12 protein-coding genes are annotated in these 13,491 nt (G+C 44.9%); 1 reads left to right on the top strand and 11 read right to left on the bottom strand.

The features are described 5' to 3' along the window. Nucleotides 1–31 precede the first annotated feature (31 nt). Together AC6I2O_RS17795 and AC6I2O_RS17790 are read right to left on the bottom strand one after the other, a co-directional pair. On the bottom strand, nt 32–454 hold the full coding sequence (locus tag AC6I2O_RS17795) for a response regulator (protein WP_497743395.1): 423 nt from the start codon (nt 452–454) through the stop codon (nt 32–34). 6 nt (nt 455–460) lie between these two features. Continuing rightward, nucleotides 461–1,699 (bottom strand): sensor histidine kinase, encoded by a 1,239-nt coding sequence (locus AC6I2O_RS17790; RefSeq protein WP_497743394.1) that lies wholly within the window; start codon nt 1,697–1,699, stop codon nt 461–463. A 283-nt stretch (nt 1,700–1,982) separates the two neighbouring features. Here AC6I2O_RS17790 and AC6I2O_RS17785 point away from each other — a divergent pair, with 283 nt between their 5' ends. Beyond that, nucleotides 1,983–2,174 (top strand): hypothetical protein, encoded by a 192-nt coding sequence (locus tag AC6I2O_RS17785; protein ID WP_497743393.1) that lies wholly within the window; start codon nt 1,983–1,985, stop codon nt 2,172–2,174. A 432-nt stretch (nt 2,175–2,606) separates the two neighbouring features. Here the strand turns inward: AC6I2O_RS17785 and AC6I2O_RS17780 are convergent, their stop codons facing one another. The 9 genes from AC6I2O_RS17780 to AC6I2O_RS17740 all read right to left on the bottom strand — a co-directional run bounded on the left by AC6I2O_RS17780 (nt 2,607) and on the right by AC6I2O_RS17740 (nt 13,478). After that, a complete protein-coding gene (locus AC6I2O_RS17780; protein ID WP_497743392.1) occupies nt 2,607–2,795 on the bottom strand; it encodes a hypothetical protein in 189 nt (62 codons plus the stop codon). Then, nucleotides 2,792–4,348, bottom strand: coding sequence for an IS21 family transposase (gene istA, locus AC6I2O_RS17775; protein ID WP_497743391.1), 1,557 nt, complete (start codon nt 4,346–4,348; stop codon nt 2,792–2,794). The genes AC6I2O_RS17780 and istA overlap by 4 nt, the downstream gene beginning before the upstream one ends. A gap of 224 nt (nt 4,349–4,572) precedes the next feature. Then, nucleotides 4,573–5,187, bottom strand: a complete 615-nt coding sequence (locus tag AC6I2O_RS17770; protein WP_497743390.1) for a V4R domain-containing protein — start codon at nt 5,185–5,187, stop codon at nt 4,573–4,575. A gap of 7 nt (nt 5,188–5,194) precedes the next feature. Then, a complete protein-coding gene (locus AC6I2O_RS17765) occupies nt 5,195–6,112 on the bottom strand; it encodes an ABC transporter permease (protein ID WP_497743389.1) in 918 nt (305 codons plus the stop codon). Then, nucleotides 6,112–7,194 (bottom strand): ABC transporter permease, encoded by a 1,083-nt coding sequence (locus tag AC6I2O_RS17760; protein ID WP_497743388.1) that lies wholly within the window; start codon nt 7,192–7,194, stop codon nt 6,112–6,114. The genes AC6I2O_RS17765 and AC6I2O_RS17760 overlap by 1 nt, the downstream gene beginning before the upstream one ends. Continuing rightward, nucleotides 7,191–8,714, bottom strand: coding sequence for an ABC transporter ATP-binding protein (locus AC6I2O_RS17755; protein ID WP_120391502.1), 1,524 nt, complete (start codon nt 8,712–8,714; stop codon nt 7,191–7,193). The genes AC6I2O_RS17760 and AC6I2O_RS17755 overlap by 4 nt, the downstream gene beginning before the upstream one ends. 84 nt (nt 8,715–8,798) lie before the next feature. After that, nucleotides 8,799–10,055 carry a BMP family lipoprotein gene (locus AC6I2O_RS17750; protein ID WP_497743387.1) on the bottom strand — a complete coding sequence of 419 codons (1,257 nt, stop codon included), beginning with the start codon at nt 10,053–10,055 and terminating at the stop codon, nt 8,799–8,801. Between the two features lie 125 nt (nt 10,056–10,180). Continuing rightward, on the bottom strand, nt 10,181–11,047 hold the full coding sequence (locus tag AC6I2O_RS17745; protein ID WP_120391501.1) for an MTAP family purine nucleoside phosphorylase: 867 nt from the start codon (nt 11,045–11,047) through the stop codon (nt 10,181–10,183). 190 nt (nt 11,048–11,237) lie between these two features. Continuing rightward, entirely contained in the window at nt 11,238–13,478 is a 2,241-nt protein-coding gene (locus AC6I2O_RS17740) for a DNA gyrase/topoisomerase IV subunit A (RefSeq protein ID WP_120391500.1), read from the bottom strand. Nucleotides 13,479–13,491: the final 13 nt, after the last annotated feature.

Genomic DNA, 13,491 nt, shown 5'->3' with positions numbered 1-13,491 from the left:
TTTTCGTCCGCCAACTTCAAGGGTATAGACTTTATGTGTCTTGTTGGTTTGGAGCGTATGTCGTTTCCATTGCATTTAATAGACATTCTCTGAGTTTCACTTTCGCTTCGGCAGGGTTGTCTTTTAGTACAAAGTCCATCGCCTCTACCCGATACTGAAAAGTCATATAGCTCAGTTCTGAATGTGCTGTTATGAATATGATGAAACCACGGGGGTCATACAATCTGATTTGCTGTGCCAGCTTCATTCCATTCATGTTGCTGTTCAAGTCAATGTCAAGGAAATAAATGCCTGTGTTCTGGCTGGTCTTGACTTTTTCCAACAACATATAAGGGTCTCCTGTATCTAAAGTAAGCTGCATATCTAATTCTTCTATCAGAACAGTATTTTGAATGATATTTACAACAGTCCGCCGCTGTGCGGCATTGTCTTCGCATACAAAGATATCCAACATATGATGTCATTCCTTTCTCTCAGTAAGTTCTATATGTTGTGTAAAATAGTCGCATTTCATTGTTGTTTCTAATAGCGCGTTGTTATAAGAACTGATGATTTTCTGGGCGTTCCCAAGACCGATTCCTTGATGCCCGATTTTTGTGCTAAAGCCTTTTTGCTTTAATTTATGCAGCATTAGACCGTTATCCCGAAAGCGGTTGCTTATGATGATTGATACGCCAGTTTTATTCTGGATGATATTTAAGCCTATTTGCGGCTGTTCTGTCTCCAATGTGGCTTCAATCGCATTGTCCAAAAAGATTCCCAGTATTCTGGTAAGGTCAACCGTATTTATCAGAAAACTTTCCACTTTGTCGGGAATATCAATGGTGATGTCAATTCCCGATTCATGGGCGTAAATCATTTTTGCTGAGAGCAGGCTTTTGATTTCCAACACACTGATGTTGCTAAGTTGGTTCAGCTTATAATCTTCCCCCGTAATCAGATTCTTCGTTGGGAAGATTTTGCTTTCAAAAAAATCCTTTAACCTATCCATATCACCATCTTCAATATAACCAGATAAAGAGAGCAGAATATTAACATAATCATGCTTAAATGAGCGCAGACTGTTATACATAGCTTCTAAATTCCGTGTGTAGTTCTGTAAGTCCTGCATGGCTTTCTGCTTTGCTTCGGTCTGTATCTGTTCCAAATAAGAGCGGCGCATAGCCAGAAGTAAACAACACATCACAAGCAGATACCCTGAAATGTGTAAGGCATTATTATATATCATTTTGCCGATAGAGCCGTTTTGTCCTGGAATCAAATTATCAAACAGATAGATGGTTATAAGGAGTAGTAATGCAGCATCTATCACATACCATGTCTGCGGAAGATGTAAAATGCCTTTGCCAGACAGGAATACATTTTTCAGCAACTTACCGCAAAGTAGTGTAATCCAATAAAACAGCAAAGTATAAATCAAATCGATGACGCAAAAAAAATACCACTGATTTGATAAAGGTGAGGGAATCAGTATATAAAGAAAATTTGCCAGCAAATTCTCTGTCAAAACGGCAAGTACACATCCAATCATGCCCATAAAAACATTCTGTGGTGCAGTGTCACGGCAGGTAACCAACCCATAAATACATACTGCCACCAGAATACCGAACAAACCGTATGGAACACAGGCGAGGAGCGTTACAGGCATTCCAGCAACCAACAGGAGTATATAAAGTACGCTAAACACTTTGAAGTTCATATGTTGCGGCCATACATTGCGGATAGCAAGGGAAAGCCGAAAAAAAGATAGTAGCATTTCAATATATTCTTTCTTTCGATATTTACTTCCCTAATTATACTTTATACCATTCTTTATATCAACCGCTCTCCTTCAAAAATGACGAATAAGTGCGTGTTCTGTAAAGGGGAAACTTCATTTATTCATGAATTAGGGTATTTTATGACTGTTTTGAAAGAATTGCTGTTTTTCTGGTATACTATTTTGCAGTAAATAAATTTATTTTAGAAAGGAAACAGGAGCTATGAAACATTTATTAAAAGGAGCTGCTGTGGCAGCGGTGGTATTGATTGCTTTAATGGTAATCAATATATTTTGTAATATGCATGATATTCACTTAGACCAGACAGCGACAGGTACAGTATCAGCAGTTTGCGCCATGCTGTTTTATCATGGATTGATTAGGAATGAAAAAAATAAAGATAACGGGAATTAAAAATAACGAGTAATCATTTTGTAGGTCATATATCTTTAAAGGTATAGATTACTAAAAACGTCTGCGAACAAACATAAACACAGAAAGTTAAGGAAAAATTTTTACATGCATGGGGGAAATATAGCCCAGCTATACATAAAGATACAGAGCCGATGAACTTGTGAAATAAAATCACAGTTTATTGGCTCTTTTTCATTTCATAAGGTTTTAAGGCGAACGCCCACCATATAAAAAACGGCGTGTGGTGGGCGGTATTGCTATGCCCGAAAAGACTTAACAGACACTCTCCAGACCTGTTTTAAAGTTTGGAGGGATTTTTTATGTCCTTTTTTCGGGCAGTAAGCTACTACTCATGCAACGCAGAATTTATTCATACATAGCATATCGGGGATTGGCAGGAAGCCAGTTAAAAAAATCCCTGCCCATGCAACGCTACTTCTCAGCATGAAATGATACAACATCATTGTTTTCTCTTTCGCAAATCAATTCCTCAAGCAGTTGTTCCAATCTTGCATCAAAGCTCAAATCTGCCAATGCGATATCGCCTTCCTGGTTTTCCACCAGTCTGGCTAAATCACCCAGCTCGTGTTTTGTAAGGTTTTTCTTTAACTCGAATTTCATAATGGTATTTCCTCCTGTCCGTAGTAAACGGCACCTCTTACGATGCCAGTTGTTTTATTTGTTTCTTTGAATTTTTCAAACTCTTTTTGATTATTTAGATTCTCGGCAGCCTTGTATACCGTTTTGTAAAAAGGCATATGATACTGCTTTAAGCTTTTTTTACAAGCGGCTTCTAAGATGTCCGGCGTAAAGGTGTCAGCAATTGCGAGAATGGCTACGACAGTCTGCGTGGACTGCTCCTTTACTTTTGCCTCGTCATACATCCTTCGGATCAACTCAAAAGTATTCGACCCGATTTCTCTGGCCGCGTCAATCAGGTCTTCAGCCTGCTTATTCTTCTTAAGCGGAAACGGAAGATGGGATTCATCTGTCCTGACACCGTTTACTATGCCCTTGGTAAGGATTTCATGTCTTGCAATTTCGCTTCTGTTATAATAGACAAAGACAAGGCGGGAGTTGTATTTGACATCAACCTTACAACCAATATATCTGCTGGGAACAGAGTATTGACCCTTGTTAAAGCTTATATGGGAGTTCTTGCCCACCTTATGTCCGTAAGACCATTCACACACCTCGTAAGGGACTGACGGCAGGGCTCTCAGATAAGCCTTTTCCTGCGTATTGAAAACAGTGCTCCTGCTTCCATCCCTTTTCTGGAACGGTCTGTCATTGTACTCCTTTACAGCCTTGCGAATAGCTGAGTTTAGCGATCCAAGTGATGTAAATATCTCATTCCTAAGCTTTGCTATAACAGCCGTCGCAATCTTGCCTACAGAACCTTCTACACTGGCTTTCTGCTTGGGCTTTTTAACGCCTGTAGGCATGATGGCGGTCATGTAATACTCCTCCAATGCCAGATATGCATCATTGAGGATTATCTCGCCCTTCTTAGGATGAGACACAACACCAGTTTTCAAGTTGTCGCAGACAATCTTCACAGGCGTGCCTTCAAAGAATTCAAACATATGCACATGGCATTCAAGCCACGCCTTTTCTTTCATATCCGTGGTTGCTTCCACATACCCATACTGGCTGTATGGCAGTGTGGCGACAAACAGATATGCGGTTATGATTTCTCCGGTATCCACGTCCACATAAGACATTGTAGGACCAGACCAATCCACCTCTACCTCGACTCCCGGCTTGTGCTGTATATGGCTGGTATAATTCTTCTCGCCAGTATATTTGTAATAATTGACAGTAAATGTAGGATACGCACAGTATTCCCTGCCCTCGCTCACGCATCTGTCCCGATACTCTTCCCACAGCAGTTTCATAGTCACTCCAGTTTTCTTGAGTTCTGAATGTACGTATGCATAATCGACAGGCACATAGTTTGTTGTCCGCTTGAATTTCTTAGGATATAAAATATCGTACAACCCGTCATCTGTCATATCCTGAATGTCATCCCAAGTCATGCCCTGCTGTCTGCAGAGTTCTTTAATTTCAGAGACTGTGTTTCTTGAGCATCCAAGTATTGCTGCCACCTCCCTTTCGCTTAGATTTTTGTTTAGAAGCTCCATTACGCTTCTGGGTTTCGTCTTTTTGTACATAATAAAAGACCTCCTATAGATTTATTAAAAGCACCAGGCTTTCTATCAAAATCTATAGGAGATCCTATATAAAATCAAATATCAAAGACCACTAGATGTTGTGGTGGCTCTCAAGCATTAGAATACCAAAATCAAATGGCTCTCAAGCGATAAAACGGTGGCTCCGAAGCGCTAGAATATTCATTATGGGCTACCGCCCTTTTGCAACACCCTTTATTTTCCGTTTATTCCTCAACAACAGTCACAAGAAACTCGCAGTACGGGTCCCCGTTAGCACAACATTTTGTTTCAGTCACCTCACAGCGCTTGCCAAGGGCGGCACTGAAACAGCCCGCAGCGGTTCCGGCCTCATACGCACAGATCTTCATGCCGATATTCGGAACGCCATAACAATCTGCGCACTCATAATGGCGGTAAATCGCATGCTTGTCGTCCGCTTCGATCACTTTTTCAATCGCGTACTTATCTCTTTCCGCAATCGGCTCATTGTGTGCCATAATCTCCGGCAAGGTATAGCCCCCCATCTGATCTGCCATGACACTCTCACCGATCATTCTAGCAACCTCATACTCCAGTTTCAAAAGCTCTGGAAACAGCAAAAATGTCAAGGTTTGACGCTCTCTCATATAAAAGATCTGCATTTCATTCCCAAGCGTAGGGCGAATCGACTCTCCCCGGCTGTATTTTCCGTATGCTTCTCCGAACGCTTTGCCAAGCTCCGGATGAGAGGCAATTTTGTCGCGCATAGCCTGAATCGTCTCATCATCAAACGTAAGCGCCCCAAGCTGCTTACGGATCTCTTCGATCTTTTCCAGTACAGATTCCTTTTTTTCCTTCATAATGGGACTATTCTCCTTTTTGATAGTAGTGCACACCCTCCATTGCCGGGGCCTTGCTCCTGTTTCTTGCAAAAATCAATACCAAAATCGTTATAACGTAAGGAAGCATCTGCACAAGCTGCGGCGGAATTTCCACTGTCTGCAGACGGAACTGCAAACTCTGTGCCAACCCGTAAATCAGCCCGCAGGCTGCTACCTTTACCGGATGCCAGCCACCCAGAATTACCATGGACAACGCAATGTAGCCACGGCCGGATACCATGTCCTTGCTGAACATATTGATATCGCCAATCGACAGGTACGCACCGCCCATAGCTGCCAGCATACCGCTGACCATCAGGCTGATATACTGGTATTTATATACTTTAATACCCATGGAACCTGCCATAAACGGATTGTCTCCGATCACACGTACCCGCAGGCCAACCGGCATATGGTACAGTACAATCCAGACCAGAAATACACATACCAACAAAAGATAAAACATTGGAGAAACCGTACCAATCAGCTCTCTGACAACAGGAATCCTGTTCAGCAGCGGAGCACTGACAACGCCAAGCCCCTCTACAATGCTGGATTTTCCTCTCGTCTCCCAGATCATCTGCAACAATACAATCGAAAGACCGCTGGCCAGAATGTTGATACCCACACCGGCAAGCATATGCTCGCATTTAAAACTGATGGTAAACACTGCCATAAACAGACCAACTACTGCGCCGGCCGCCATGGCTACCAACAGGCCCAGCCACGCATTCCCGGTAAGATAAGACCCGACAACACCAAAAAAGCTGCCCATCAGCATCATACCTTCCAGTCCCATATTAATGACGCCGGAACGTTCAGAGAGTACGCCTGCCAGTGCGGCAAAGGCAATCGGAATCGTGACACGAATAGCACCAGCAAGTAAATTTAAAACAAAATCCATTATGCCACCTCCTCCTTTCTCTGAGCAAAACGCTTACGCTTCCAGGATTTCTGCACTACCCGGATAATACCAGGTGTGGACACAAACAAAATAACAAGTGCCTGTAAAACCTGAATAAATTCACCCGGAATACTGGTGGAACGGTTCATACCCGTTGCTCCATTTCGCAGCACACCGAACAGTAATGCTGCCAGCACAGTACCAAATGGATTGCCGCGGCCCATCGTCGCTATGGCAATACCGTCAAAGCCGTAGCCGCTGATCATATTTGAAATATAGTAGCCATAAAAACCAAGTACTTCTCCTGCGCCTCCGATACCAGCCAGCGCACCGCTGATAAACATGGCACGGAGCATATATTTTTTCCGATTGACACCGGCCGTCTCCGCCGCATCCGGATTGCTGCCCACTGCCCGCAGCTCATAGCCAAAGCACGTCTTCTTCAGTACATACCAGAGAATTCCGGCAGCGGCAAGCGCCAGAAAAATGCCGGAGTATAATCTCGTGTGCGGAACAAGCGTAGTCATAGCCGCAGTCGGCTGAATCTCCTCTGTCCGGATGATTTTGCCTTCTGCCCGAAATGGATAATTGACAAGGTAATCCACAATATACGTGGCAACATAGTTCATCATAATGGTCAGGATGACCTCGTTTATACGCAGCCTGTTTTTCAGCACAGCTACAATCATCGCCCACAATCCGCCTGCGATTGCCCCCACCAGGATACAAAGCGGCAGATGCAGCCATGCCGGAAGACCAGTTACATATGTCCCCAACAGAGCTGCGGGAAGCGCACCGATAATCATCTGACCTTCAATACCGATATTAAAAATACCGACTTTCATGGCAATTGCCATAGCAAGTCCGGAAAAAATCAGGGGAATTGCCGTACCAATCGTCTGAGCCAGATAGTAGTTACTGCCAAATGCACCCTTCAGCATAGCGCCGTAGGCTTCAAATGGGGAATACCCTGAAATAATAATTACCACAGAGGATACCAGCAAGGATAAAAGCAGAGCAATCAGAGAAAGTAAAATCTCGCTTTTTCCAAGCCACTCTTTCGTCTTTTTCAATGCTTTCACGCCTGCACCTCCTCATCTCTTGTATGACCAAGCATATATGCACCAAGACTTCTTTCTGTAAAAGCATCCGCCGACTTTCTGGTCACAATGCTGCCTTCATACAACACGGCAATCTCATCCGACAGCTTGACAATCTCGTCCAGATCAGCGGAAATAAGAATAACCGCCGCCCCCTCGTCGCGCAGACGTACAAGCTGGGAATGAATGTATTCAATCGCTCCGATGTCCACCCCTCGCGTCGGCTGAGCAGCCAGGACAATGCCAGTATGATGCATGAGCACACGGCCCACAATCAGCTTCTGCTGATTACCGCCGGAAAGAGAACCTGTCGTCTGTTCAATGCCATCCGTACGGACATCGTATTCTTCAATCGCTTTGCGCGTCACGTCCTGAATTGCTTTTCGTTTTAAAATACCGGCCTTCGTGATATAATCCGGTCTTGTATGATACCCGAGAATCATATTTTCCCAATTGGTATAGTTTTTTACAAAGCCTCTTTTTCCACGATCCTCAGGAATATGTCCTACATAATCTAACATTTTTTTTGCATTTGAACGGCTGACGTCTTCCTTCCCCACGATAACCGTTCCTTCATATCGGGCACAAAGCCCGGTCAAAACCTCGATTAATTCCGTCTGTCCGTTTCCTTCTACTCCTGCAATACCGAGAATCTCTCCGCCCCGGATAGTCAGGCTGACATCCTTCAGGCTCTTTTTCCCACCCTTGCTCACAGTAATATGAGAAAGCTTCATCTTTACCGGCCGTTCGGACTGCAGGGGCTTTTTGTCAATGGTAAAAGACACCAGACGTCCTACCATCAGCTCCGCAAGCTTTTCTTCATTCACTTCCCCGATCGGAAGCGTCGTAATCGTCTCTCCTTTGCGCAGTACCGTGATCGTATCCGCAATGGACATGGTTTCTTTCAGCTTGTGTGTAATAATAATAATTGTCTTTCCGTCCTTTTTCAGATCCCGCAGCACCCGGAACAGATCATCTACCTCCTGAGGTGTCAAAACTGCGGTAGGCTCGTCCAGAATCAAAACAGAAGACTCATGATACAAGGCCTTCAGAATTTCCACACGCTGTTTTACGCCTACGGAAAGATTCCCGACCTGCTCTCTTGCATCAATCTGAAAATGATATTTTTCGGCAATTTCCGTAATTTTTTCAAATGCTTTTTCCCGATCAAAAAAAATCCCTTTTTTTGGCTCATGGCCAAGAACAATATTCTCCGCTACGGTCAGAGAATCAACCAGCATAAAATGCTGATGCACCATCGAAATTCCCTGCTGAATCGCCGCCATAGGCGAATCTATTTTTGTTTCCTTTTCATGGATGCGGATGGTTCCACTGTCCGCTTTGTACAGGCCGAACAGAATATTCATCAAGGTGGTCTTCCCGGCTCCGTTTTCACCCAGAAGTGAGTGAATTTCTCCTGCTTTTACGCAAAAGTTTACATGATGATTTGCCGGGGTGCCATGAAACCGCTTGGTTATATTTCGCATTTCTACTGCGTACATGCCTATCCTCCATCTATTTAGTGGCGCAAGAAAGGTACACGAGATGCCAAAAGCACTCATGTACCTTTCGTTTTTCTCATTTGCTTATTTCTCTACGCCTTCGTACGTATCCGGAACTACAATTTCGCCAGCAATAATTTTTTCTCTTGCTTCTTCTGCTGCATCAATTGCTTCCTTAGAAATCTCAACCTTGGAACCTTCGTTCGTATACGTCAGTGCACCCTCAGCCAGACCTTCTGTTGTACTTCCGCCTTCCAGCGTACCCTCGATTGCTGCACCGATACCGTTGCAGATTGTAACGTCTACCAGGCGAATACCGGAAACCATGATAACATCCGGATCAAGCAGACACTGGTTTGTATCAGCACCGATTGCAAGGAATCCTTTCTCACTTGCCGCACTGAATACACCCAGACCGGAACCACCAGCAGCAGCATATACAATATCAGCACCCTCGTCATTCAGCGCCATTGCAAGCTCTTTTGCTGTTGTCGTATCAGCAAAAGATCCTACATACTTCACATTCACTTCTACATCCGGGTTCGCTGAATAAGCACCAGCCATAAATCCTGCTGCAAATACAATGAGTGACGGTGTGTCAATACCAAGAACAACGCCGAGCTTATTTGTCTTTGTTGTCATTGCCGCCACAACGCCCAGCAGGTATGTCTTTTCATTGTCACGGTATGTCACGCTTGTAACATTGTCAAGCCCTTCTACCACACCGTCTACAAACAGATATTTCTGCTCCGGGAACTCTGTTGCTACATTTGTCATAGCCTCAGCTGCATCAAAACCGCCTGCAACGATCAAGTCATACTCACCGGAAGCAGACAGGTCTGTGAAATGACCTTCAAACTCTGCAACCTCTGTCGGTTCTACGAGCTGGTAAGTAATGCCATATTTTTCAACAGCCTCGTCCATACCAGCCTTCATGCTGTCATTAAAGGAACCGTCGCCCAGACCACCAACACCGATCACCAGCGCAGCTTTAAAATCTTCATCTCTGGTCACGGCTTCCTTTTTCGTCTCTGCCTCTGTTGTCTTTTCTGTTGTCTTTTCTGTTGTCTTTTCTGTTGTCTTTTCTGTTGTTTTCTCAGCCTTTGTTTCTGCCTCTGTTGCCTTTTCTGTCGCTTTTTCGGTCTGTGTTTCTGCCTCTGTTGTCTTTTCTGTCACTTTCTCAGTCTGTGTTTCTGCCTCTGTTGCTTTTTCTGTCTCTACGACTTTCTCTGTTGCTTTCTTCTCAGTTGTCTTCTCTGTCTCCTTTTTAGAGCTATTTCCGCAGGCTGTCAGGGACAGTACCATAGTCGCAGACAGCATAAGCGCAAGTACTTTTTTCATATCGTTTCTCCTCCTAAACTCCTCGCTCTGAGTTTTCTATACCTAAGTATCTCTATCCTAAGTCTTTCTATCCTTGGTTTCTTTATCTAAATCTATCTAAATCTGAGGTTCCATACTATGTATTCTTATACGCCACGGTTATGTTCACCAATATTGGTTCCTACAAGATTATCATCGCAATGGCAAGCAATCTTCTCCGGATCAATGGCTGCAATCGAACGGATCATAATTCTTCCGATTTTAGGAGCCGTTTCCTCATAAATTGCGTGAATGGTTTTTTCCCATTGCGGATTGATTCCTTCCGCGTAATTACTGATCAAGTAAATAGACGCATAATGTGCCCCGATCGCTCTGGCAAGAGCTGCCTCCGGCATCATTGTCTGTCCGCAGATATCACAATGGGCATTCCACTGCATACGCACCTCGGCAGCAGATTCAAAACGCGGCCCTTCCGAAACAGCATAAACGCCTGTACGGAACACGCGGCGGAAATCCTTCTGTGCCTCTTCTACCAGAATGTCATGCAGATCCGGACATACGATGTCTCTCATACGGGTAACCAGCGGATTAAACTGCTCTAAATATGAAATTCTCTTTGTATAATCAATAAAATCTGTAGGTGCAATAAGATCACCCGGCTCAAGCAGAGGATTAATTCCACCGCCGCTTCCGTCAGCCAGAATATATTTTACCCCCGCTTCCTTCAGTACCCAGAACAGCCGCTCGCTCGGTGTCTCGTTGAATGCGGACAGATGTGCCCACCCGTGGAACGGACAGTACAGAACCTGACGCGGTTTGTGATCTGCCGTTACAGATGCGTCCAGCTCGTACAACTTCATCGGAACTGTTGTGCCATAAGGCGTTTCAAATTCCATACCTGTTTTAAGAACCGTAAGCCCCTCAAATCCTACCTCTTCCGGAAACTCACAGCCCCAGGTACCGGAACCGCCAATATGGCAATACAAAACCTTGGGGATTTCCTTACAAATCATTGCATTTACCTCCTGAAATTTGTGTAATGAGTTAAATTGTCCATAATATGCTTCCCCATTTTATCACAGCATTCGACAGAATACCAGTCTTCTTTTTGTAAAAAACAAACCGAATCAATGGCCTGTTATTGTGAAGTTTTCCCTCGTTTCTGTCTTTTGATTCGATTCCCGATTCTTCTGATAAACAAAATCAGCTGCGTGCTTTAGCCCCCTTCGTATCACGGCTGCCAATGCGCAGGCGGTTCAAATGTACCGGCTTTCCTCGGTAAGAGGCCTCCGGCACTTCGCTTCCCTCCAGCCAATATACATGCTCTACCTCATCTTTCTCAGAAAGCTTCATGCCGCGTACGCCGACTGCAGTTTTCTTTTTCAGCGGGACATCTGCCACAGGAAAACGCAGGAAAAATCCTTCTTTTGTTGCCAAAACAATATGAGCTTGCTCCTCTGGCGTATATACAGCCACAACCGCATCATTTTGCTGCAGCTTCGTCGCCGCAATCGTACGTTTTGATACCACGTCGAACTCACAGCCCTCCACCTGCTTGATCATAGCCTGCCTTGTCACAAACGTGAGTACCGTATCTTTCATATCGTTCAGCGCCATCACTGCCACAAAATTTTCTTCACTGCTGCTGTAATTGCAGAGATTATCAATCGGAGTTCCCTTATCACGGAACTTGCCGTACGGCACATCCAGCACTTTCAACAGATGCACCTTTCCGGTATCGGTAAACACACAGACCCGATCTGTATTCAGACAGTGAATCACATACTTGTTTTCCGTATCCGCCGCTTCTTTGTTACGCTCATAGACTGCACTGTCAATCGTCCGGACATACCCGAAGCGATCCATCAGAAATACGACCGGCACTTCCTCAATCTTCTGTTCCTCCAGAACAATCTGCTCCGCATTTTCAAGCGCAGTTCTTCTTGGACGGCCAAATTCTTTTTTGTACGAATCCAGCTCTTTCATTATCACCGTGGCCATGGAACCGTAATTATTGAGGATGTCCTGATATTCGGCTATGTTTTTCAACGTAGCCTCATGTTCTTTCATAAGCACTTCTATTTCCAGCCCGATCAGACGATAGAGGCGCATATCCAGGATCGCATTTGCCTGAGCCTCTGTAAATGTCAGTTTCTCCGCCATTTTTCTGGATTTTTCTGTCTTAAACCGAATCCCCTCTGTCACGCCGTTCACAAGACAGTTTTTGACCTGCTCACGACTTTTGCTGCCACGCAGAATCTCAATAATCAGATCAATCATGTCGCAGGCACGAATCAGTCCTTCCTGAATCTCCCGCTTCTTTTCTTCCTTTTCCAGAAGGTTCTGGTACTTTCTGGTTGCCAGCTCAAACTGGAAATCAATATGATATTCCAAAATCTGACGAAGGCTTAAAGTTTCCGGACGGCCATCTGCCACAGCCAGCATATTGACGCCGAACGTATCCTCGAGACGCGTCTTTTTGTACAGGAGGTTTTTCAAGCGCTCGACATCTGCTCCGCGACGCAGCTCCAGTACAATCCGGATTCCTTCTTTGGATGACTGATTTGAAATATCCACAATGTCCGTCGTCTTTTTCGTTTCCACCAAAGTCGCCACATCGTTCAGGAATTTACCGATATTGGCCCCCATCATCGTGTACGGAATCTCCGTGATGACAAGGCGTTCCTTTCCGCCTTTTTGCTGCTCCACCTCTACTTTGCCGCGCAGGCGGATTTTACCCTGGCCCGTCTCATAAATAGCGGCAAGCTCGCTCTCATTTACCACAATGCCGCCTGTTGGAAAATCCGGCCCCTTGATATATTTCATCAATTCCTGGCCGGATAGTCTGTTGTTTTTGATCAATGCTTTAACTGCGTCAATCACCTCGCCAAGATTGTGCGGCGGGATAGAAGTCACCATCCCGACTGCAATTCCATCCGACCCGTTTACGAGAAGATTCGGAATCCGCACCGGCAGCACCACCGGCTCTTTTTCCGTCTCATCAAAATTTGGCCCGAAATCTACGACATCTTTGTCGAGATCACCCAGAAAGGCAACCTGCGTCACCTTTTGGAGTCTCGCCTCCGTATAACGCATCGCAGCCGCTCCGTCTCCTTCGATCGAACCAAAATTTCCGTGTCCGTCCACAAGCGGCATACCCTTTTTAAATTCCTGCGCCATAACCACCAGAGCTTCATAGATCGAACTGTCGCCATGCGGATGGTATTTACCCATCGTATCCCCGACAATTCTGGCGCATTTTCGATAAGGCCTGTCATAACGGATCCCCAGCTCATACATATCATACAGCGTTCGGCGCTGTACCGGTTTCAGTCCGTCACGGACATCCGGAAGTGCACGTGAGATAATTACACTCATCGCATAATCGATGTAAGATTTCTGCATAATATCAGAATATTCTGCCCTAATAATCTGTCCATCCATATACCCTTCTCCT

The organism is Blautia sp. St.27G3, assembly GCF_059728505.1.
The sequence above is the reverse complement of the archived record's forward strand: the minus strand, read 5'-3'. Positions and strand labels throughout refer to the sequence as shown.